Source organism: Azospirillum sp. TSH100 (assembly GCF_004923295.1).
Classification (GTDB): domain Bacteria; phylum Pseudomonadota; class Alphaproteobacteria; order Azospirillales; family Azospirillaceae; genus Azospirillum.
In genome coordinates this window covers 1303921-1325000 of sequence record NZ_CP039634.1, presented here as the reverse complement: position 1 = coordinate 1325000, position 21080 = coordinate 1303921, and the positions used below count along the sequence as shown (strand labels likewise).

Genomic DNA, 21080 nt, shown 5'->3' with positions numbered 1-21080 from the left:
TATGCCGGATTGTCCCGTATCCCGCCGCCGCAGAGCGGATCCGTTATTCAGAGCGGATCGTTGCGGTCGGACCGGCCGCTTGGCCGGGCATGGCCGATGATGGCGCTGAAGCCGAACAGCAGAAGCAGCACGCCCATGATGATCTCGATGCCGCAGACCAGGCGGACCGGCCCCGACACCGGGTGGATGTCGCCATAGCCGACGGTGGCGAAGGTCACGATCGAGAAATAGATCCCCTCGGCGAAGGTGATGTCGCGCCTGACGCCCTCGATCACGAAGTTCGGTTCCGCCATGAAGCGGTCCATGATGGTGTAGATGGAGCCGAACAGGATGATGCAGAGCGAATAGAAGGTCAGGAAGGCGAAGGCCGGCAGCACCAGACGGGCCGATTGCTGGAAGAAGCCTTCGAACAGCAGACCGGCGTCGAGCAGGAAGATGGCGATGTCGCGGGACACCAGGGTGACGATGACGGCGATGGCCGACATCGCCAGCAGGAAGATCGCGCCGATGGTCTGGGTGTCCATGTCCTGTTCGGGCACCAGGAAGGTCAGGGCGCCGATGCCCCAGACCGGTGCCATCCACAGGAAGACGCGGTCGAAATGGCCGCCCTCCCGCAGGCGCCGCGACATCACGATCCGCCGGATGTCCTCCGCCCGCCACCACGCTCCGCCGAGGAAGGCGACCAACGGCAGGACGAAGGCGATGGCCTGGATCAGCGGACTGATGTTGTGGAAGTTGCTTTCGGCGAAAAAGACGAAGATGCAGGCATAGACGCCGATGAAGTTGGTCAGCGCCAGGGTGAAGAACTGGCTGCCCGGGAACAGGTAGTGGAAGGCGCCGACCACGAGCCCGACCGACCCGAGCAGGACGAAGGTCAGGTTGCCCGACACCGACCGGATCGACAGCGCGATCAGGCCGAGCAGCAATGCCGTCAGCAGCGCGCCACCCAGCCAGGACTTCGACGCCCCGCGGCCCCCATGTGGACCGCCATGGCCACCGTGCGGACCGCCGGGCGGGACTGCCGGAGGTGGGCTGGACGTCCGGGGACGGCGGTCAGGAACGATCTGATCCATGGGGCGGTAAACCGAAACGAGAGCAGGCACCGCAGCCGGCGCCCAACCGAAAGACTTATCCCATGGTTATAGCGGCTCGCCCGCTCCGACCGTCAGCACTTTCGATCCACCCGGACGAAGAACCGCAAAGTCCGCTGCTGCCGGCCGTCCCCTACCAACCGCCCCCTACCAACCGCCCCCTACCAACCGCCAGTGGCGAGCCAGCGGTCGACCATGTCGAGCCGGTCCCAGCCCCAGAAGGGCTCGCCGTCGACGATGAAGAAGGGCGAACCGAAGACGCCGCGCTCGACGGCATCCTCAACCTCGGTGCGCAGGCGGTCCTTGACCACCGGGTCCTGGATGGCAGCGCTCACCGCGGCGTGGTCGATGCCGAGACCGCCCAGGGTCTGCGCCGCGATCTCCGCCACCGTGTCGGCCGGGCCGATGTCCTGCCCCTCGCCGAAATGGGCGTGGAACAGCGCGTGGGCCAGCAGCTTCGCCTGTTCCGGGTGCTCGTCCCTCAGCCAGTAGAAGGCGCGCGAGGCGGCGACGCCGTTGGCCGGCGAGGAATCGGGAAAGGTGAAGGGGGCGCCGGTCAGGCGGGCGATGCGTCCGACATCGTGCGTCAGATACTCGCCGCGCAGGGGCTGCTCCAGATTGGGCTTCATGCCCGTCACCTTGAAGATGGCGCCGAGCAGGACCGGGCGCCAGGTGACGGTGCGGCCGTGCTTCGCCGCCAGCTCGTCGATGCGCAGGCTGGCGAAATAGCCGTAGGGCGAGGCGAAATCGAAATAGAAATCGATGGGATCCGGCACGCGCGTTTCCTCTCCGGCAGGTTTTCCGGAAAGGCTAACTCGAGTGTGGCAAGGCGTCCAGGGTGGCTTCCGGGGGAGACCCGGACAAGCGCCCAGATATCCGTCGGCCCGGACTCGTCAGACCGTGCGGACCTTGGCGTCGAAGACGTAGCCGGCGCCGCGCTCGGTCTTGATGATGCGGGGCTCCTTCGGGTTCGCCTCGATCTTGCGGCGCAGGCGCAGGATCAGCACGTCGATGGAGCGGTCGAACACCTCCGCCCCGTCGACACGGGTGAGGTCGAGCAGCTGGTCGCGGGTCAGCACCCGCTGCGGCCGCTTGACGAAGGCGGCCAGCAGGCCGAACTCCGCCTTGGTCAGCTCCACCTCGCGCCCCTCCTGCCCGCGCAGACGCTGGGCGGTGAGGTCGAGTTCCCAATTGGCGAACTGCACGACGGCGCGCAGTTCGTCGGCGTTGCGGGGCGGACGGGCGTCGTTGGACACGCGGCGCAGCACCGCCTTGATGCGGGCCAGCAGTTCGCGCGGGTTGAAGGGCTTGGTCAGGTAATCGTCGGCGCCCAGCTCCAGCCCGACGATGCGGTCGACATCCTGGTCCTTGGAGGACAGGATGATGACGGGGATCTGCGATTCCGTGCGGATCTGGCGGACAAGTCCCAGCCCGTCGCCATCGGGCAGGCGCAGGTCGCAGACCACGAGATCGACAGGCTCGCCATCCAGGGCCTGACGGGCCGATGCGGTATCCTGCGCCGTCGTGACCCGGTAGCCCTCTCCCGCCAGATATGAGGCCAAAAGCTCCCGAATCGGCTCGTCGTCGTCGACCGCGAGAATGTGCATGCCTGTTACCTCCCCAAACCTTCTTATCTCACGCGCGTGCGCCACGCAATGCGTTACAACCCGGTAACAGCCGCGGCCAATTCGCCAACCCCGTGAGTTGGTTGAAATCGCCCGCCGTGCCGGCGACATAAAAATACCCTTGCACAGACATTAACCGGAAACACGCTGCGGTTTAAATCCGGATCATCGAACAGGGAACGGTTGCCCGGCAAGGGCGCCGGACCCATGCCGTGATGGGGGAGTTGGCCGCCATGTCGAACATCGATCATTGCCTGGAGCGCCTGGCCCTGCTCGACCGTGCCGATCGTCTGCTGAACGAGGTGCGGGTCTATGGGCAGCATGGCCCGATCCGTGAAACGCTGGCGCAGCACCGGCTGCTGCTGGGCGAGGCGAGGCGCCACCTCGATTCGGCGCGCTCGGTCGGTCGGCCGGGCTGACGGCCGGACCGCAGGATTTGAACAGGACCGCGATCATGCCCGGCTGCACCGTTCCGGCGACGCTGACGCCGCCCAAGCGCACCGCCTCTTGCGCACCGGCTCATCTCAGGACCGCGAGGCGCCTGCCGGCCGACGGCAACCGCCGTCCGGTGACGGAGCGGTGCAGCCACCATTCGGGCTGCGCGCCGGCCATGGTTCCGGTCGCGTCCCATAACGCTGCGCCCCATCATGACGGATCGCTGTGGCGCACGATGATGGAACGCTGGCTGGCGGCGGCCCTCTGACCTTATTCAGGGCCGTCCTGCGAAGCTCTCCCTAATCCCGCCCGAATTCGCGCCTATGCCGACGGTCGGGAGTCACAGAACCGGAGAGACCGACCATGCCCCGCGCCATCCTTCTCGCCTCCACCGCCCTGCTGATGGCGGCCCCGGCCGCCCTGGCCGCCGGGTACGGGCCAATCGGCGGGCAACCGGCCGGCGGGCAAATGGCGGGTGGGCAATTGACGCTGACGCGGGTCCTGCTGTCGACCGGCGGCGTCGGCTATTTCGAATATGAGGCGACGGTCAGCGGCGATGCCGACCTGTCGCTGGAGGTGCGGCGCGATCAGGTCGATGACGTGCTGAAGAGCATCGTCGTCTATGACGACAAGGGCGGCGTCGGCACCATCGGCCTGGCCGGCGCCGAGCCGTTGGACACCGCCTTCCGCGAGCTGCCCTTCTCGGCGGGCGACCTTTCCTCCCCCGCCGCTCTGCTGAACGCCATGCGCGGAGCGGAGGTGACGTCCGGCGGTTCCCGCCAGCTGACCGGCCGGCTGATGTCGGTGACCGAGGAGACGGTGCGGCTGCCGGGCAGCGACGGCGCCACCGCCACGCGCCACCGGGTGACGCTGATGACCGCCGAGGGCCTGCGGCAGCTGGTGCTGGAGGAGGCCGATGCGCTGCGCTTCACCGATCCGGCGGTGCAGGCGCAGATCGACCGGGCGCTGTCGGCGGTGGCGGAGAATGCCAGGCGCGAGCGGCGGCGGCTGACCGTCCACAGCCGGGCTCCCCAAGACGGGCAGGCGGCAGGCGAGCGGCGGGTCCGCGTCGGCTATGTCGCCGAGATGCCGCTGTGGAAGGCGACCTACCGGCTCAGCATGGCGCAGAACGGGCAACCGCAGACCGGACAGCCAGCAACCGGACAGCCAGCAACCGGACAGCCAGCAACCGGGCCGAAGGAGGGCAGCGGCGCCTTGCAGGGCTGGGCGGTGCTGGAGAATCTCAGCGGCGAGGACTGGCAGGGCGTCGATCTGACGGTGGTGTCGGGCAACCCGGTGACCCTGCGCCAGGCGCTCTACACCCCATACTTCGTCGAGCGGCCGGAAGTGCCCGTGGAGGTGCTGGGCCGGGTTCTGCCGACGGCCGACGAGGGCACGGTGACGCTGAACGATGCCCGTCCGGCGATGCGGCCGCAGTCGGAGGCCTCGCGCGCCGGGGTGCCGCCCGCCACGGCGATGGCCCCTCCCCCGCCCCAGGCCACGCCGATGGCGGCCGCACCGGCGCCGATGGCCGAACCGCTGGCGAAGGTCGCACCCTACGGCACCGCCGCCGGGACTCCCGCCATGGCCGCGGTGCGTGGTGCCGAGGCCGGGGCGGCGGAGGGGGCCCAGGTGCTGTTCCATTATCCGCAGCCGGTCAGCGTGCCGAATGGCGGGACGCTGATGATGCCGATCATCGCCCGCGCCCTGCCGGTGGAGCGGGTGGCGCTCTATCAACCGGGCACCGACGCCCGCCATCCGCTGGCGTCCCTGCGGCTGCGCAACGACGGCGACACTGCCCTGCCGCCGGGACTGCTGACCTTCTATGACCGCAATACGGCGGCCGGCGCCGTAGGGACCACCGCCGCAGGGAGCACCGCCTATGTCGGCGACGCCCGCATGGCGACCTTGCCGGCGGGCGACAGCCGGCTGCTGTCCTTTGCCGTCGATCAGGCGGTGACAATCGACCGCGAGGAAAAGCCGGGCCGCCGGTTGTCCCGCGCCACCCTGGCCGACGGCGTGCTGACGCTGTCGGTCACCGACCGGCAGAGCACCGTCTATACGGTTGCCGGCGCCCCGGATGGCGACCGCAGCGTGGTGATCGAGCATCCGCGCCGCGCCGGCTGGGAACTGGCCGAGCCGGCGGACAACAAGCCGGAAGCGACGGCCGGTGCCTATCGCCTGCCGCTGGCGGTGCCGGCCGGCAAGACGGTGACTCTGACCGCCACGCTTGAACGGCCACGGCAGGAGCGGATCGTCCTGACCGACCTGAGCGCCGACCAGATCGCCGCCCGCGCCTCCGCACCCGAACTGCCGCCGGAGCTGCGTCAGGCGCTGACCACGCTGGCGGGGCTGCGTGCCGCCGTCGCCGAGAAGGACCGCCGCATCGCCGATCTGGAGCGCGAGCGGACCGAACGCATCGCCGACCAGGACCGCCTGCGCGAGAACCTGAAGGCGTTGCCGGCGGGCAGCGACCTGCACAAGCGCACTCTGGGGAAGATGGCGGAGGCCGAGACCCGCCTGGACGGTCTGACCCGCGACATGACCACCGCCCGGGCGGAGGCGGAGGCGGCGCGGCAGACGTTGCGCGAGCGGGTGAAGGCGATGGTGATCTGAGAAAGTGAGGGGGGCGGGGTTCCGCCCCCCGTCGGAACCGGTCCTTAGAGCGTCGTCGCGCTGCAATAGGCCCAATCCTCGCCCTGCAGGCCGAAGAACGCCGCGACCGGCTTGCCGCTGGAGCGGTCGACGACGACGCGGAAGCGGCTGCCGGTGCAGGTGCCCTGGGTCTGCTTGGCAAAGGGCAGCTTGACATGCTTGGACTTCAGGCAGGCGTCCGCCATCTTCGGCGGGTTGGCCGGGCCCTCCACCTTCTTGCCGTTCAGCACCATGTAGTAGCTGGTGGCCTGCCCGCCCTTGACGGTGGCCTTCACCTCGATCTTGCCGAAACGCGACTTGTAGAGCCCGGCATCCTGTTCGCCGTCCGGCGCGCCGTTGGGCAGCGAGCGGAAGGAGATGGCGGCGCAGGAGGGCGGATCCTTGGCCTCCGCCGGGGCGGCGCCCAGCACGGCGACACCGCCGGCCAGCAGAAGGGCGGCGGGCAACAGGCGTGTGGAGAGAAGACGGGCAGACAGCATGGAAAAGCCCTTTCAAACCGGTTGGAACGTCATTTCGGCATCACGCAGAAGGCGGTCTGCTGCATCAGGGCGCAGTCCTTCTCGACCCCGCCATCGAGCATCGACACCTCGACCTGGGTGATGACCAGGGTGCGGCCCGGCTTCACCACGCGGGCGCGGGCGATCATCACCTCGCCCTTGGCGGGCGACATCAGGTTGATCTTGAACTCCACCGCCAGCACCTCCGCCCCGGCCGGCATCAGGCTCAGCGCGGCATAGCCGCCGGCGTTGTCGGCCAGCGTGCTGACCATGCCGGCATGGAAGAAGCCATGCTGCTGCGTCAGGTCGGCACGGAAGGGCAGCCGCATCTCGCAGAAGCCCGGCTCCATCGCCGCCATCTCGATGCCGAGCGTCCTGCAGATCGGCTGCTGTTCGAAGGACGCGAGGCAGCGCGCCTTCCAGTCGGGGGTGCGGGGTTCAAAAGTGGCGGGCAAGGGCGAAGTCTCCGGCAGATGGCCGCCAAGGGAGGCGGTGCGCCACAGCCTGCGTCAGCCGCCCCGCCGGATCAAGCGGCCGAATGGAGTGCGCGTCACCTTGCCCACCCCGCTGCCCCCCAGGTTGCCCCGCAGTCGGCCGGCATCAGCTGCCGATCAGGCCCATCTGCGGGCTGGACGGTTCGGCATAGGCGCGCATCGGCATGCGGCCGGCCAGATGGGCGGCGCGGCCGGCGCTGACCGCGTCGCGCATCGCCGCCGCCATCCGCACCGGATCGCGCGCCTTCGACACCGCGGTGTTGAGCAGCACGGCGGCGCAGCCGAGTTCCATCGCCAGCGCCGCGTCGGACGCGGTGCCGATGCCGGCATCCAGCACCACCGGCACCGGGCTGCGGGCGCAGATCGTCTCGATGGCGTGCGGGTTGCGGATGCCCATGCCCGAGCCGATGAAGGCCCCCAGCGGCATCACCGCCGCCGCCCCCAGATCGGCCAGCTTGCGGCAGGTCACCGGATCGTCGTTGCAATAGGGCAGCACGACGAAGCCGTCATTCACCAGCTCCTCGGTCGCGCGCAGCAGTTCCTCCACGTCGGGATAGAGCAGTTCGCGGTCGCCGATGACCTCCAGCTTGATCCAGGGGGTATCGAGCGCCTCGCGCGACAGCTGGGCGGTCAGCACGGCTTCCTTGGCGGTCATGCAGCCGGCGGTGTTGGGCAGCAGCCCGACCGGACCGCCCGGCCGCCCGGCGGTGGCGCGGGCCAGCACGTCGACGAGGCTTTCGGAATAGCCGTCCAGGCTGATGCGGCGGATCGCCAGCGTGACCAGTTCGCTGCCGCTGGCCGCCAGCGCGTCGAGCATCACCTGCTGGTTCGGATAGCCGGCCGTACCGAGAAACAGCCGCGAGCCGAGACTGCGCCCGGCGATGGTGAGGGTGTCGGGGTGGGACATGGGGGAGCCTTTTGATGAGGCCCTCTCCCGGGGCCGGCCTGGGGAATTCCCCCCTCCCCAGGGGGAAGAGGGGATTCTTCCCGGATCGGTCCCGGAAGAGGGAGGATCAAGGGTCAGCCGCCCTGGATCGGGCGGACGATTTCCAGGCTGTCGCCGGGCTGGAGCGGGGTTTCAAGCCAGCGGCGCCGGGGAACGACCGCGCCGTTCAAGGCGACCGCGACGCCCAGAGTGCCGGTGGCGATGCCGCGCCCGGCCAGGAACTCGGCGACGGAGGCGGCGGACAGCGGCTCTTCGCGGCCGTTGACGCGGATGGCTTCACGTGAAACGGCGCTCATGCGGCGGCTCCCGCGGCAACGAAGCGGTCGGCGGCGAAGGGGCGCAGCAGCGGGTCGGTCTCGCCGGTCAGCACCAGACGGGCGATGCCGTCGGCGGTCACCGGGGTCAGCAGGATGCCGTTGCGATGGTGGCCGGTGGCATGGATCAGGCCGGGAATGCCGCTCTCGCCCAGGATCGGCGCGTCGTCGCGGCTGCCGGGACGGAAGCCGGCCCAGGCCTCCTCGATCGGCAGTTCGGCAATGCCCGGCAGCGCCCGCCATGCCCCTTCCAGCAGGGCGAACTGGCCGCCGGCGGTCAGGCGGTCGTCGAAGCCGCGCTCCTCCGTGGTGGCTCCGATCAGCAGCCGGCCGTCCAGCCGCGGGATCAGATAGGTGCCGGGCGTCCACACCACATGGCGCAGCAGCGGCAGACGGGCGTCCATCCGCAGGCAGACCATCTGCCCCTTCACCGGCCGCACCGGCGGCTTCGCGGCGGGCGGCAGTCCCGGCACCCCGGCCGACCACGCCCCGGCGGCCAGCACCACCCGGTCGGCCCGGTGCAGCGCTTCGGCCACCCGCACACCGACGGCGCGCCCGCCCTCCACCGCCAGAGCCACCTCGCCGCACCGCTCGTGCAGACGGGCGCCGACGGCTTCGGCGGCGCGGCGCAGGGATGCTGCGACCTTGCGGTTGTCGACCTGATGGTCGCCGGCGCAGAACAGCGCACCGGCGACGCCGGGCTGAAGGAAGGGCTCGCGCCGCCGCACCTCGGCACCGCTCAGCCACTCCACCGGCAGGCCCAGGTCGCGCTGGAAGCCGTGCAGAAACCGGACCTTGGCGGCATCGTCGGCGGTCAGCGCGATGACCATGGTGCCTTCGCTGCGCAGATCGACGGCCATGCCGCTGGCGGCTTCGAGATCGCGGGCGAAGTCCGGCCACAGCGCCTGCGAGGCGCGGGTCAGCGGCAGCAGCCCGTCCTCGCCCGGTTCGGTCTCGACACAGGCGGCCAACATGCCGCCGGCGGCGTGGGTGGCGCCGCGACCGGCCTCTCCCCGTTCAAACAAATCGACCCGGCAGCCGGCCGACGCCAGCCTCCAGGCGATGGCAAGACCGATGCAGCCGGCGCCGATGATGGCGACGGAGGGACGGAGTCCGGACGCTGAAGCGGAAAAAGAGTGTAATTCTGGCGCATGGATCATGCGGCGGCTCCCTTCGCTGGAATTACCCAGACAGGTTCGATGGGTGTGTTCTCAGCCGCGCGACCACCGCGCGGCACCCCAGGCCTATGGCTTGCCTTATGCCAACCTTTCGCTGGCCCCACAAGCGGAATCGAGTCTCGCCCGTCCCGCCTCACCGCCTCACCGCTGCGGCCACATGTCACAGCCCGATAGGGAGTCCCCCGGATAAGAAACTCTACCAATCCGCAGCAAAATTATCTGCAAAATGAGCCATACCGGAGCACTCGCAGCAAGGAACGGGCGCCTTCGGCAAGCAGAATGAACAACAAAGACGACCGAGGATTCGCCAGCATGCTGTCATTCTTCCGTTCGGACTCTCCGACCGCCTCCGTCTCCGGCACCTCGGTCGGCAATCCGGCCGGCAAGTCCGAACCAGCGGCACCGGCCGCAGGCCCGGCGGAACAGCCGATCCGCAGCCTGTGCCTGCCGGCCGCGCAGATCGGCGCCGCAGCGCTGGATGGGCTGAATTTCGCCGCCGGCGCTCCGGCGCTGGTCGTCGGCTTCGTGTCGCCGCATGTCGATTTCGCTGCCACCACCCGCGCGGTGCGGTCCGCCCTGCCGCCGGCGACCCAGCTGGTGCTGGTCTCCACCGCAGGCGAGCTGTGCGCGGCGGAAGGCCAGCCGCTCTACCGCAAGGCCGGTGACCGCTGGGACAGCGTGGTGCTGCAATCCTTCAGCCCCCGCCTGTTCGCCGGCGTCAGCATCCAGACGGTCCCGCTGCATTGCGACGACCTGCGCGGCGGCCGCCCGACCCGCGACGTTCCGGCGCGGGTGGAAGCGATCCGCGGCGAACTCGACCGCATCCGCGTTCCCTTCGCCGTCGACAGCCACGACACGGTGGCGCTGACCTTCATCGACGGGCTGTCGGCCAGCGAAAGCTGGTTCATGGAAGCGGTCTACCGCTCCGGCCGTTTCCCCTGCCTGTTCATCGGCGGCTCGGCCGGCGGCAAGCTCGACTTCCGCAACACCCACCTGTTCGACGGCCAGCGCGTGCTGGAGAACGCGGCGGTGACCATCTTCCTGAAGATGGCGCCCGGCATCCGCTACGGCATCTTCAAGTCGCAGAATTTCCGCCCGACCCAGACCCGCTTCGCCGTGGTCGACGCCGACCCGATGCGCCGCATCGTGCGCAGCGTGATCGACCGCGACGGCTTCGAGGTGGTGAGCTTCATCGACGCGCTGGCCAAATCCCTGCGCTGCAAGCCGCAGGAACTGCCGGGCAAGCTGGCGAAGAACACCTTCGCCATCGAGATGGAGGGGGAGCTGTTCGTCCGCTCCATCTCCGGCTTCGATTTCGAGAAGGGGGAGGTCGCCTTCTACTGCGACGTCAATCCCGGCGATTCGCTGTGTCTGGTGGAGGCGACCGATTTCGTCCGCCAGACGGAGGACGACCTCTCGGCCTATCTGCGGGGCAAGCCGCGGCCGGTCGGCGCCATCCTGAACGACTGCATCCTGCGCCGGCTGAACAACCCGGACCAGCTGTCGCGCGTCCATGCCTTCGACGGGCTGGCCGCCGCCGGCTTCTCGACCTTCGGCGAGCTGCTGGGCATCAACATCAACCAGACCCTGTCGGCGCTGATGTTCTTCGAGGTGCCACCCGACACCGCGTTCTCCGACGACATGGTCGACCGCTTCCCGGTGCATTACGCCCGGTTCCAAAGCTATTTCATCGCCACCCGCTACAACCGTCTGGAACTGCTCAGCCGCATCCGCAACAGCGTGATCGAGCGGATGCACAGCTATCTCGACGCGATGGTGACGCTGAACAGCGGGGTTCAGGAAACCGCCAGCTACGCCGCGCGCATCGGCGGCTCGATGTCGGCGATCGAGACGACGCTGAACCGCCACGCCAGCCTGTTCGACGGCCACACCGACCGCAAGGAAGCGCTGGTCCGCGAATTCAACCAGCTGTCCACCGTGGTCAAGAGCATCGAGAAGGTTCTGTCGGTGATCGACGGCATCGCCAGCCAGACCAACCTGCTGGCGCTCAACGCCACCATCGAGGCGGCCCGCGCCGGCGAGGCGGGCAAGGGCTTCGCCGTGGTGGCGGCGGAAGTGCGCAAGCTGGCCAACGACACCAAGCAGACGCTGGCCGACACCCGCCGCGCCATCGATCAGGTGGTGACGTCGGTCCGCTCCGTCGGCGGCCAGCTGGACGACACCAGTGTCCGCATGGATGAGGCCGCGACCGCCTCGCAGGCGTTGCAGACCGACATCCAGACGGTGATCGACGAGGTGGAAGGCGCCCAGCAGGCCATCGAAGGCCGCCTGTCCGACTTGAACGACCATGCCCGCCGCATGGAGGACATCAACCGCTACATCGCCTTCCTGAAGCAGCTCGACCGCGCGGGGTGAGGGCCCCGTCCCTCACCCCCGACACCTCACCCCAGAAACCCGTGCAGGAACCAGCGCGGGGGCTCGCCCGGCTGGTACAGACCGGCACGGAACAGCCAGAACCGCCGGCCGCCGTCATCCTCCACCCGGTAGTAATCGCGCAGCGCCAGCCCCAGCGATCCCTCAGGCCGCCACCATTCGGATTCGATGCGCTCCGGACCCTCGGCCCGGCGCACGCGATGGGACACGCCACGCCAGACGAATTGCAGCGGCGGGTCGTCGGGCAGCGGGGCGATGGCCTCCACCGGTTCGGGCGGGGTCAGCAGGCGCAGGGGACGCGGCGGCCCGGCCGGCCAGGGTTTCTGCGCCGGCAGGCGTTCGAGCGGCGGATGCGGCGCGACACAGCGTTCCGGCAGCCAGCTTTCCCGCGGCACCAACCGCAGCACCGCGCGCTCCCCCAGCCGCAGCGTCAGCCGGTCGACCAGCTCGGCCAGTCCGCCATCCAGACCGGGATCGGCCTCCTCACCATCAAGTCCGGTCTGGATGGCGGACAGCGGCCCTGTCTCCGTCACCGATAACACCAGGGTCTCCAGCCCAGGCCCAGGCTCTATCCGCTCCAGCAGCGGGGCGGACAGCCGGGCCAGCGCCGCCGGATCGCGGGTCGGGCGGCTGGTGCCGAGCGTCAGGCTCTGCGGCTCGTCGTCCACCCGCTGGTCTGTGCGGTGGGCGTCCAGCCGCAGCCGGCGCGCTCCCTGCCCCGCCGCCTCCAGCCCCTTGCACAGCCGGCCCAGCAGATGGCGCAGCGCCCCGGCGATCGATTCGGGCGTGGCGATCGGTTCGGCGAAGGTCAGGCGCTCGCAATGGTCCGCCACCGGCCGGCGTGGCGAGATCGGCTCGTCCAGCCGGCCGAACGCCTGATCATAGCGTTGCAGCAACCTGCCCCCGAACCGTGCGGCGAGTCCCGCCCGCGGCATGGCATGCAGATCGCCAATCCGGCGCAGGCCCAGCGCATGCAGTTCCTCCACCATCTCCGCCGATAGCCGCAGGGCGGCGAGGGCCAAGCCGTCCAGCCTCTCCGCCCGCCGATCTTCCGGCCTGCCGAACCGCACCAGCCCCCACGCGGCGGCCGGGGTGTCGGCGATGGCGGCGCGGGCGGCGAAGCCGGCGGCGCGCAGCCGTCCGGTCAGGTCGGCGGCCAGCGCCGGTTCGCCTCCGAACAGATGGGCGCAGCCGGTGATGTCGATCACCACCCCGTCCGGCTCGTCCGCCGCGGTCCAGGGGCTGTAGCGCCGCGCCCAGTCGGCGATGCGGCCGAGCAGGGCGGAATCGGCCTCCGGCGTCGCCTCCGCCACCTCCAGCGCCGGCTCCAGCGCGCGGGCGTCGCTAAGGGTGTGGCCGGGCGCGATGCCCAGCCCAGCCGCCGCCCGGTTGACCGCGACCACCATCCGCCGCTGGCGCTCCGTCCGCAGCAGGGCGAAGGGGCGCGCGCGCAATTCCGGCGGCATGGGCCGCTCCCGCGCGTCGGTCGGCAGGCGCGGCAGCCACAGGGCGAGGATGCGGCGCTTGGTTCTCTCCACCCCACGACAAGATCCCCTCTTCCCGGGGGGAGAGGGTGACAGGGGCGGGTGTGGGAAGGGGTGCGTCATACAAAGACCAACAATGCCGAACAAAAGAAGAACATTTTAGCGCCGGCTTGGCCTTAAGGGGAGTCCCTCCTTTGGGGTCACCTTGCCGAAACGATCAGCGATGCCGACATTCCATCAATGACCCCACCTCTCCCATCGCTCGCCAGTCGACTGACACCGCTCCTTCTCCTGCTGGCGGCGGGCGCCTGCGCGCCGACGGAGCTGCGCGACGACAATCCCGGCCGCGCCCAGGCCTTTCCGCCGGTCTACAACCATACGGTCATCCCGGGAGTCGGGGAGCGCCGAACCTGGAGCCAGATTCAGGCGGAACAGTCGCGCGCCGACTCGAACCCCACCGCCACGGCACAGTCCCGCCAGCCCGACGACCGTCAGATTCGCCGCGACCAGGACGGCACCGACCAGCCGCCGCCCAAACGCCGCCGCGGCAGCTCGTCGCCGCCGCCCGACCCGGCCGCCCTGCCCCAGCCGCCGCGCCCGATCCCGGTGCCGCCCCCGCCCTCGTCGCAGAGCGCCACCGACGCCTTCAAGCGCGACCTGATCCGGCCGGAGGTCGACCGCATGCGCACCGACGACGCCATGGGCCGGCTCGACCCGCTGGGCCAGCGCGACCTGATGCGGCGCGAGAACGATCTGCGCCAGTGGGGCGACCCGCTGGCGCGGTAGCCGCAACCTCACCTTGACGGCTTGACCCCACACCCGCTCAGCCGCCATACCGGCCCCTGGAGCTGAACGGACAGCTGAACTGACGGGGAGATGCGGGCGCATGACGACGGTGACGGGAGCCTTCGGCAACGGGCTGACCACGCCGGTTTGGGTGCTGCAGCATCTGCTGGGCATTCTCGGCATCGGCCTGTGGGCCGGGCAGGCCGGCGGCACCGCGGTCTGGCAGGTGCCGGCCGCCACCGTGACCGCGGCGCTGGCGGCGGGCTTCGCCGCCCAGATGGGCGTGCGGCTGCCCTATGCCGGGCCGGGGCTGGCGGCGTCGCTGGTGGTGATCGGGTCGCTGGTGGCGCTGGGGGTGCGGGCGCCGGCGGTGGTGGCGGTTCTGGTCGCCGCCGTCGCCGCGGTGTTCCACGGCCATGCGCACCAGGGGCCGCCGCTCTACTGGGCCGGATTCGCGTCCGGGCTGATGCTGGTCGCCTGCGGCGGGCTGGGTCTGTCGATCGTGGTGACGCAGGCCGAGTCGGAGCGCGCGGTGCGTCTGTGTGGCGGTGCGGTAGCAGTCGCCGGCGTTCTCGACCTCGTCGGCGTGATTTGACCGGATGTGCCTTGAAATGAGCGGGTTGCGCGGAAATCTTTGAGGGCACGCCCTTCCCATCCGGGACCAACGGGCCAAACGAACGGAACGATCCGGTGCCCCGCGCAGCAGCCAAAGCCTGCCCTCCCCCACCGGGGCTCCGCTCTCCGGGGCTTCCGACGCATTGCGATGCGGCTCCCCTGACCCGCCGCAATCTGCTGGGCGGCCTGATGGGAGGGGTGGCCCTGGCCCCGCTGCTGGGCGGAGGACTGTTGAGCGGCGGGCTGCTGGCTGGTCCAGCCGCCGCCCAGGATCTGCGCTATTTCCGCATCGGCACCGGCACCACCTCCGGCACCTATTTCCCGATCGGCGGGCTGATCGCCAATGCCATCTCCAACCCGCCGGGCTCCCGCCCCTGCGACAAGGGGGGAAGCTGCGGCATCCCCGGACTGATCGTGGTGGCGCAGGCCAGCAACGGGTCGGTCGACAATGTCGAGATGCTGCGCGCCGGCACGGTGGAGGCCGGCTTCGCCCAGGCCGACGTCGCCTATTGGGCCTACAGCGGCACCGGCAGCTTCACCGGCAAGCGTCCCTTCACCGAACTGCGCTCGCTCGGCATGCTCTATGCCGAGGCGATCCAGGTCGTCGTCCGCTCCGACGGCTTCATCGACCGCATGGCCGACCTGAAGGGCCGCAGCATCTCTCTCGGCGAGGAGGGATCCGGCACACTGGTGGAGGCGCGGCTGATCCTCGACGCCTACGGCCTGTCGGAAAGCACGGTCACCCCGCTCTACCTGAAGCCCGGCACGGCGGCCGACCGGCTGGCGAAGGGCGAGCTGGACGGCTTCTTCATGGTCGGCGGCTATCCGGTGGCGGCGGTCAGCGACGTGGCGGCGCGGGTGCCGATCCGCCTGGTGCCGCTGGACGGTGAACCGGCCGACCGGCTGCTGCGCAGCCAGCGCTTCTATATCGAGCACGAGATCCCGGCCAACGCCTATCCCGGCAGCGCTCCCACCCCGACGCTGAGCCTGGGGGCGGAGCTGCTGACCCGCGCCGACCGCGACCCCGACCTGATCTATGGCGTCGTCCGTGCCCTGTGGCACGAGAACACCCGCCGCGTCCTGGCCGAGGGGCACCCCCAAGGCCGCAATTTCGACCCCGCCCGCGCGGTCGCCAACGTCTCGGTCCCCCTGCATCCGGGGGCGGAACGCTATTACCGCGAGGCCGGTCTGCTCGGCAGCGCCGCCAACGAACCGGCCCGTCCGCCTGCCGGCGGAGCCGGCAACGCCCCCGCCGCCGCAAAGGACAAGACCGGGGACACGGCCGGAGACAAGGCCGGAGACAAGGCTGCCACCGGGACTCCGCCGACCGAGAAAGCCGCCGGCGACAAGCCGTAGCGCTGAGCGCATCCTTTTGCCGAGGCAGGACGAAAGGACCGTTCCCGTGACGCCCGCCGGTGGAATAGTCTGAGCGCGATCCGGTTGATCCTCGTGATCGGGCGCAACGGACAGAAGGAGACAGGCATGCCGGCCGGGGAAGGGGTGCGCATCGCGATCCGTTCCGCCCATGGCGCCGACTCCGCCCGCTGCGCCGAGATCTTCCTGCACGGCCGCCGCCAGGCCTTTTCCTGGCAACCCGCCGACCGGTTCGGGCTGGACGACTATTACGACTGCGTCCGCGAGGATGCGGTGCTGGTGGCCGAGGCGGACGGCATGGTGGTCGGCTTCGTCTCCCTCGACCCCGAGGCCGGCATCATCCACAACCTCTTCATCGACCCCGTCTGGTGCAAGCGCGGCATCGGATCGGCCCTGCTGCGCGAGGCGCTGGGCCTGCTGCAGGGCGACGCCCGGCCGGCCGAACTGGCCTGCGCCGCCCGCAACGCCGCCGCCCGCGCCTTCTACGAGCGCAACGGCTGGACGCCGGTGGGCGAACCGTCGAACCAGCCCGACGCGCTGGTGCTCTACCGCCTGTCCCAGGCGGGGTAGGGGACGGCTCCGCCCAACTCCCCCTTCTTCGCACTTGCCTCGCGAAACTTCCTCCAACGAGACTCTTCGGCTCCGATGCGCAGGCTGTTTTCGCTTGCGGCGTTGCGGTAAAGTCCCGCCGCCATGCGAACCCTGTACCACCACCCGATCCACGCCCTGTCGCGCACCGCGCGCGTGATGCTCGCCGAGAAGGGGCTGCCCTTCGAACCCGTGGTCGAAAGGCCCTGGGAACGGCGGACCGACTTCCTGAAGCTGAACCCGGCCGCCGAGGTTCCGGTTCTGGTGGAGGAGGACGGGACGGTCGTCGCCGGCGGCCTCGCCGTCATCGAATATCTGGAGGAGGCCTATCCCGACACCCCCCTGCTGCCGCGCGAGATCGCGGCGCGGGCCGAGGTGCGGCGGGTCGCCGACTGGTTCCTGACCAAGTTCGAGCGCGAGGTGACCGAGAACCTCGTCGGCGAGAAGCTGATCAAGCGGCTGTCCGGCCAGGGCCATCCCTTCGCACCGGCGATTCGCGCCGGGCTGGCCAACGTCACCTACCACCTCGACTACATCGCCTTCCTGTCGGAACGCCGGCCGTGGCTGGCGGGGTCGACCTTCACGCTGGCGGACATCGCCGCCGCGGCGCAGCTGTCCTGCCTGGACTACATCGACAACGTGCCGTGGGACCGCAGCCCGGAGGCCAAGGACTGGTACGCCCGGATCAAGTCGCGCCCCAGCTTCCGCGCGCTGCTGGCCGACAACATCACCGGCTGCCCGCCGCCCAGGCACTATGCCGACCTGGATTTTTAACATCCTGTTGGGAATTCGCCCATCAGGGGCATGGACCGGCCGAGCGTATCAAGCTTAACGTGCTCCCAAAAGCTTAAGTGCCAAAATCTTAGGTGGGAGTAATTCCTCGATGCGCCTGCGTCCTCTTTCGCCCGTCCCGGCCCTGCCGGTCCGTTCCCTGAGGCCCGCCCTGATCGCCGGCGGCATGCTGGCGCTGGTGGCCGGCTGGTCGCCCGTCCAGGCCGCCCCGGCCGTCGACGAGGCCGGCGCCAAGGCGCTCGCCGCCTCGCTGAAGCAGGATCTTCCGCGCTGGTTCCCGCCGCCCGCCGAGGATGGCGAGGGCATCGGCTTCGAATGGCAGGGCGAACCGACGGTCAAGCCGGCCGGCGACCATTACGACGTCGCCCTGCCCCGCCTGTCGGCCGAGGACGCCGAAGGCACCCTGTTCGACATCGGCACCATCCTGCTGTCGGTGACGCCGAAGGATGACAGCCAGTATGGCGTGTCGATCACGCTGCCCAGCGCGATCAAGGTGCAGAATCTCGACGACAACGACGAGTATGTCGACGCCGCCACCATCTCCATCGGCAAGCAGTCCTTCACCAGCACCTGGTCGGGCGCGCTGGAGACCCTGCTGACGGTCGACGGCGCCTACAACGACATCGCGGTCACCGCCGCCGGCGGCAAGGGCAAGGTTGCCATCGCCTCCATGACCATGGTCCAGGACCTGAAGCCGGAGGCCGGGACCAGCGGCGCCACCCTGTGGAGCGGCCCGGCCGCCTTCGCCCTTGGCGGCCTGTCGGTGCAGGACGAGAAGAACAAGGAACTGGTGAAGATCGGCGGGGTCACCGCCGAGGCCGCTTATACCCGGGTCGACCTGACCAAGGTCAGCGCGCTGCAGAAGCTGTCGGAACAGACCGCCGCCAAGGGCGTGGCGCCGAGCACCTCCGAGCTGCTGCCGAAGCTCCAGGGCATGTTCGGCGGCGTGACCGGCGCGATGCGCCTGTCCAACCTGTCCTTCGTCAGCCCGGAGGACGGCACCACGGTGACGCTGGGCCAGCTGGCCTTCCGCAGCGGCCTGACCGACCTCGATCAGGCTCTGTCCACCGTCAGCATGGGCATGGAGGCGCGCGACTTCGCCATGACGCCGTCGCCCGCCCCCGCCGGCTTCACCCCGCGCGCCTTCGAGATGAAGCTGTCGGTCGCCAAGCTGCCGAACAGCGCCCTGTGGAAGGCCTTCACCGATCTGGCCAAGGCCGCCGAGGCGGAAGAGGCCCCGCCGCCGAAGAAGGGCGCCAAGGCGAAGGCGAGCACCCCCACGCCGCCCTCGTCCGACATGATCATGCAGCAGGCGATGGCCGCGATGGGCGAGGCCGGGACGGAGCTGCGCATCGACGCGTTGAACCTCGACACCCCGGCCACGGCCGGCACCGCCACCGGCGCGATGAAGGTCGCCACCCAGGCCGCCTTCGGGGTCACCGGCGGCGCCACCGTCCTGCTGCGCGGCATCGACGCCGCGGTGAAGGCGATGCAGCCGGCCCCCGGCGCCAAGCCCGACAAGGACACGCAGGATCTGCTGGGCGGTCTGGCGATGATCCAGGCCCTTGGCCAGGCCGGCAAGGACGAGAGCGGCGCCGACACCCGCACCTACAAGATCGACGTGACGGAGGCCGGCCAGCTCCTGCTGAACGGCGCCGACATGACCGCCCTGCTGGCCGGCGGCAGCGAGCCGGCACCGGCACCGGCTGAACAGCCGAAGAAGAAGAAGTAAGGGATACCGGGCGTGGGGGATGCTTTCCCCCACGCCTCCCACCTGCGCAACGGCACTCCACCGCGACACCTGACCGCACACCTCCCGCGGTTGCACGGCACAAGCCTCTTGAACGGCCGGGACGCTTTCACATATCTCCGCCGTCTTGACGCCAACACCCGTGCAAAACCAACGAAGGTGCCCCCATGACCGAGGAACGGCTCAGTTTTCAAGCCGAGGTCAGCCGTCTGCTCGACATCGTCGCCCACTCGCTCTACAGCGAGAAGGAAGTCTTCCTGCGCGAACTGGTCTCCAACGCGTCGGACGCCTGCGACCGCCTGCGCTACGCGGCGCTGACCCAGCCCGAACTCTCGGCCGATGATCCGAACCTCAAGGTCCGCCTGCTGGTCGACAAGGACGCGCGGACCCTGACGGTCGCCGACAACGGCATCGGCATGAACCGCGACGATCTGGTCGAGAATCTCGGCACCATCGCCCGTTCCGGCACCGCCGCCTTCATGAAGTCGCTCGAAGGTGCGGAGAAGGGCGACGGCAAGAAGGACGTCAACCTGATCGGCCAGTTCGGCGTCGGCTTCTATTCCGCCTTCATGGCCGCCGACAAGGTCACCGTGCTGACCCGCAAGGCCGGCGAGACCACCGGCTGGCGCTGGGAATCCGACGGCAAGGGCGAGTTCACCATCGCCGAGGCCACCGACCTGACGCGCGGCACGCAGATCGTCCTGCATCTGCGCGCCGGCGACGACGAGTATCTCGACGAGGCCCGGCTCGGCGGCATCGTCCGCAAATACTCCGACCACATCGCCATCCCGATCCTGTTCGGCGAGGGTGAGGACGCCAAGGCGCTGAACAGCGCGTCGGCGCTGTGGACCCGGTCGAAGTCGGAGATCACCACCGACCAGTACAAGGAATTCTATCACCATGTCGGCCACGCCTTCGACGATCCGTGGCTGACCCTGCACTGGCGGGCCGAAGGGGCGCTGGAATACACCAACCTGCTCTATGTGCCCTCGACCAAGCCCTTCGACCTGTTCGACCCCAAGCGCGCCCACCGGGTGAAGCTGTACGTCAAGCGCGTCTTCATCACCGACGCGGCGGAAGGGCTGATCCCGCCCTACCTGCGCTTCCTGCGCGGCGTGGTCGACAGCGAGGATCTGCCGCTGAACATCAGCCGCGAGATGCTGCAGCACAACCCGATGCTGGCAAAGATCAAGGCCGGCATCACCCGCCGCGTGCTGTCCGAACTGTCCAAGAAGGCCAAGGACACGGAAAACGCGGCCGAATATGACAGCTTCTGGGAAAACTTCGGCGCGGTGCTGAAGGAAGGCCTCTACGAGGACTACGAGCACCGGGACGAGCTTTTGAAGCTGCTGCGCTTCCGCACCACCGCCGGCGATGAGCTGGTGTCGCTGGAGCAGTATGTCGCCCGCATGAAGGAGGGCCAGGACGCCATCTACACCATCAGCGGCGACGACATCGACACCCTGCTGCGCAGCCCGCAGCTGGAAGGCTTCAAGGCCAAGGGCGTCGAGGTTCTGCTGCTGACCGACCCGGTGGACGAGTTCTGGATGCCGTCGGTCGGCGTCTATGACGGCAAGCCGTTCAAGTCGGTGACCCGCGGTGGCGCCGATCTCGGCAAGATCAAGGGCGAGGAAACCGAGAAGCCGGAGGAGAAGGCGCCGGAGGGCGAACTGACCGATCTCTTGGCCCTGCTGAAGCTGACCCTGTCCGACGCGGTGAAGGACGTCCGCAAGTCCGAACGCCTGACCGACAGCGCCGTCTGTCTGGTGGCCGACGACAACGACATGGACATGCATCTGGAGCGCCTGCTGAAGCAGCACAAGCAGCTGAACGGCGAAGTCGGCAAGCGCATCCTGGAGATCAATCCGTCGCACGCCCTGATCAAGCGTCTGGCCGAACGGGCCAAGGGCAACGGCGCCACCGACGCGCTGGAGGATGCGGCCTGGCTTCTGCTCGATCAGGCCCGCATCGTCGAGGGCGAGCCCCTGCCCGATCCCGCCGCCTTCGCCCGCCGCCTGGCGAGCGCGATGGAGAAGGGGCTGGCGTAAGGATCGCCGCACCG

General features: G+C 69.5%; 20 protein-coding genes and 1 riboswitch. Of the genes, 11 read left to right on the top strand and 9 right to left on the bottom strand.

Features of this window, described 5'->3' with window-relative positions; genetic code table 11:
- Positions 1-47 precede the first annotated feature (47 nt).
- The 3 genes from E6C72_RS06320 to E6C72_RS06310 form a co-directional block, all read right to left on the bottom strand.
- Complete coding sequence (locus E6C72_RS06320) at positions 48-1073, bottom strand: potassium channel family protein (RefSeq protein WP_109864899.1); 1026 nt, start codon at positions 1071-1073, stop codon at positions 48-50.
- Positions 1074-1252: 179 nt separating this feature from the next.
- Complete coding sequence (locus E6C72_RS06315; protein ID WP_109864900.1) at positions 1253-1867, bottom strand: 2-hydroxychromene-2-carboxylate isomerase; 615 nt, start codon at positions 1865-1867, stop codon at positions 1253-1255.
- A 117-nt stretch (positions 1868-1984) separates the two neighbouring features.
- Positions 1985-2698 (bottom strand): response regulator, encoded by a 714-nt coding sequence (locus tag E6C72_RS06310; RefSeq protein WP_109864901.1) that lies wholly within the window; start codon positions 2696-2698, stop codon positions 1985-1987.
- A 251-nt stretch (positions 2699-2949) separates the two neighbouring features.
- Here E6C72_RS06310 and E6C72_RS06305 point away from each other — a divergent pair, with 251 nt between their 5' ends.
- The 3 genes from E6C72_RS06305 to E6C72_RS06295 all read left to right on the top strand — a co-directional run bounded on the left by E6C72_RS06305 (position 2950) and on the right by E6C72_RS06295 (position 5767).
- Positions 2950-3135, top strand: a complete 186-nt coding sequence (locus tag E6C72_RS06305; RefSeq protein WP_109052013.1) for a hypothetical protein — start codon at positions 2950-2952, stop codon at positions 3133-3135.
- Positions 3136-3170: 35 nt separating this feature from the next.
- Positions 3171-3419, top strand: coding sequence for a hypothetical protein (locus tag E6C72_RS06300; protein ID WP_109864902.1), 249 nt, complete (start codon positions 3171-3173; stop codon positions 3417-3419).
- 95 nt (positions 3420-3514) lie between these two features.
- A complete protein-coding gene (locus E6C72_RS06295; protein WP_109864903.1) occupies positions 3515-5767 on the top strand; it encodes a hypothetical protein in 2253 nt (750 codons plus the stop codon).
- A 44-nt stretch (positions 5768-5811) separates the two neighbouring features.
- Here E6C72_RS06295 and E6C72_RS06290 read toward each other — a convergent pair whose 3' ends face one another.
- The 5 genes from E6C72_RS06290 to thiO form a co-directional block, all read right to left on the bottom strand.
- Positions 5812-6285 (bottom strand): hypothetical protein, encoded by a 474-nt coding sequence (locus E6C72_RS06290; protein WP_109864904.1) that lies wholly within the window; start codon positions 6283-6285, stop codon positions 5812-5814.
- 29 nt (positions 6286-6314) lie between these two features.
- Positions 6315-6758: a PaaI family thioesterase gene (locus tag E6C72_RS06285; RefSeq protein WP_109864905.1), complete on the bottom strand. Its 444-nt coding sequence runs from the start codon at positions 6756-6758 to the stop codon at positions 6315-6317.
- 145 nt (positions 6759-6903) lie between these two features.
- Complete coding sequence (locus E6C72_RS06280) at positions 6904-7704, bottom strand: thiazole synthase (RefSeq protein ID WP_109864906.1); 801 nt, start codon at positions 7702-7704, stop codon at positions 6904-6906.
- 113 nt (positions 7705-7817) lie between these two features.
- On the bottom strand, positions 7818-8039 hold the full coding sequence (gene thiS, locus E6C72_RS06275) for a sulfur carrier protein ThiS (protein ID WP_109864907.1): 222 nt from the start codon (positions 8037-8039) through the stop codon (positions 7818-7820).
- On the bottom strand, positions 8036-9217 hold the full coding sequence (thiO, locus tag E6C72_RS06270) for a glycine oxidase ThiO (RefSeq protein ID WP_109864909.1): 1182 nt from the start codon (positions 9215-9217) through the stop codon (positions 8036-8038). The genes thiS and thiO overlap by 4 nt, the downstream gene beginning before the upstream one ends.
- Positions 9209-9308, bottom strand: a riboswitch (TPP riboswitch). (Overlaps the previous gene by 9 nt.)
- A 239-nt stretch (positions 9309-9547) precedes the next feature.
- On the opposite strand from thiO, the gene E6C72_RS06265 reads away from it, so the two are divergent.
- Positions 9548-11611, top strand: coding sequence for a methyl-accepting chemotaxis protein (locus E6C72_RS06265; RefSeq protein ID WP_169055132.1), 2064 nt, complete (start codon positions 9548-9550; stop codon positions 11609-11611).
- Positions 11612-11637: 26 nt separating this feature from the next.
- Here E6C72_RS06265 and E6C72_RS06260 read toward each other — a convergent pair whose 3' ends face one another.
- Complete coding sequence (locus tag E6C72_RS06260; protein WP_109442762.1) at positions 11638-13167, bottom strand: DNA polymerase Y family protein; 1530 nt, start codon at positions 13165-13167, stop codon at positions 11638-11640.
- Positions 13168-13353: 186 nt separating this feature from the next.
- Here E6C72_RS06260 and E6C72_RS06255 point away from each other — a divergent pair, with 186 nt between their 5' ends.
- The 7 genes from E6C72_RS06255 to htpG all read left to right on the top strand — a co-directional run bounded on the left by E6C72_RS06255 (position 13354) and on the right by htpG (position 21066).
- On the top strand, positions 13354-13899 hold the full coding sequence (locus tag E6C72_RS06255) for a hypothetical protein (RefSeq protein ID WP_109442763.1): 546 nt from the start codon (positions 13354-13356) through the stop codon (positions 13897-13899).
- 100 nt (positions 13900-13999) lie between these two features.
- Positions 14000-14494, top strand: coding sequence for a HupE/UreJ family protein (locus E6C72_RS06250; RefSeq protein ID WP_109442764.1), 495 nt, complete (start codon positions 14000-14002; stop codon positions 14492-14494).
- Between the two features lie 95 nt (positions 14495-14589).
- Positions 14590-15870 carry a TAXI family TRAP transporter solute-binding subunit gene (locus E6C72_RS06245; protein ID WP_247875911.1) on the top strand — a complete coding sequence of 427 codons (1281 nt, stop codon included), beginning with the start codon at positions 14590-14592 and terminating at the stop codon, positions 15868-15870.
- A gap of 126 nt (positions 15871-15996) precedes the next feature.
- Positions 15997-16458, top strand: coding sequence for a GNAT family N-acetyltransferase (locus E6C72_RS06240; RefSeq protein ID WP_109442765.1), 462 nt, complete (start codon positions 15997-15999; stop codon positions 16456-16458).
- 123 nt (positions 16459-16581) lie between these two features.
- Positions 16582-17250, top strand: coding sequence for a glutathione S-transferase family protein (locus E6C72_RS06235; RefSeq protein ID WP_109442766.1), 669 nt, complete (start codon positions 16582-16584; stop codon positions 17248-17250).
- Positions 17251-17359: 109 nt separating this feature from the next.
- The gene (locus E6C72_RS06230; protein ID WP_109442767.1) at positions 17360-19000 is read left to right on the top strand and encodes a hypothetical protein; all 1641 of its coding nucleotides are present in this window, start codon (positions 17360-17362) and stop codon (positions 18998-19000) included.
- A 185-nt stretch (positions 19001-19185) separates the two neighbouring features.
- Complete coding sequence (gene htpG / locus E6C72_RS06225) at positions 19186-21066, top strand: molecular chaperone HtpG (RefSeq protein WP_109442768.1); 1881 nt, start codon at positions 19186-19188, stop codon at positions 21064-21066.
- The last annotated feature ends 14 nt before the right edge of the window (positions 21067-21080 follow it).

Bases quoted from the DNA above. Each gene is read 5' to 3' on its own strand.
- E6C72_RS06290 (WP_109864904.1), bottom strand. From the start codon at position 6,285: ATGCTGTCTGCCCGTCTTCTCTCCACACGCCTGTTGCCCGCCGCCCTT.
- E6C72_RS06320 (WP_109864899.1), bottom strand. From the start codon at position 1,073: ATGGATCAGATCGTTCCTGACCGCCGTCCCCGGACGTCCAGCCCACCT.
- E6C72_RS06230 (WP_109442767.1), top strand. From the start codon at position 17,360: ATGCGCCTGCGTCCTCTTTCGCCCGTCCCGGCCCTGCCGGTCCGTTCC.
- E6C72_RS06255 (WP_109442763.1), top strand. From the start codon at position 13,354: ATGACCCCACCTCTCCCATCGCTCGCCAGTCGACTGACACCGCTCCTT.
- E6C72_RS06310 (WP_109864901.1), bottom strand. From the start codon at position 2,698: ATGCACATTCTCGCGGTCGACGACGACGAGCCGATTCGGGAGCTTTTG.
- E6C72_RS06235 (WP_109442766.1), top strand. From the start codon at position 16,582: ATGCGAACCCTGTACCACCACCCGATCCACGCCCTGTCGCGCACCGCG.
- E6C72_RS06305 (WP_109052013.1), top strand. From the start codon at position 2,950: ATGTCGAACATCGATCATTGCCTGGAGCGCCTGGCCCTGCTCGACCGT.
- E6C72_RS06295 (WP_109864903.1), top strand. From the start codon at position 3,515: ATGCCCCGCGCCATCCTTCTCGCCTCCACCGCCCTGCTGATGGCGGCC.
- E6C72_RS06280 (WP_109864906.1), bottom strand. From the start codon at position 7,704: ATGTCCCACCCCGACACCCTCACCATCGCCGGGCGCAGTCTCGGCTCG.
- thiS (WP_109864907.1), bottom strand. From the start codon at position 8,039: ATGAGCGCCGTTTCACGTGAAGCCATCCGCGTCAACGGCCGCGAAGAG.
- E6C72_RS06250 (WP_109442764.1), top strand. From the start codon at position 14,000: ATGACGACGGTGACGGGAGCCTTCGGCAACGGGCTGACCACGCCGGTT.
- htpG (WP_109442768.1), top strand. From the start codon at position 19,186: ATGACCGAGGAACGGCTCAGTTTTCAAGCCGAGGTCAGCCGTCTGCTC.
- thiO (WP_109864909.1), bottom strand. From the start codon at position 9,217: ATGATCCATGCGCCAGAATTACACTCTTTTTCCGCTTCAGCGTCCGGA.
- E6C72_RS06300 (WP_109864902.1), top strand. From the start codon at position 3,171: ATGCCCGGCTGCACCGTTCCGGCGACGCTGACGCCGCCCAAGCGCACC.
- E6C72_RS06265 (WP_169055132.1), top strand. From the start codon at position 9,548: ATGCTGTCATTCTTCCGTTCGGACTCTCCGACCGCCTCCGTCTCCGGC.
- E6C72_RS06240 (WP_109442765.1), top strand. From the start codon at position 15,997: ATGCCGGCCGGGGAAGGGGTGCGCATCGCGATCCGTTCCGCCCATGGC.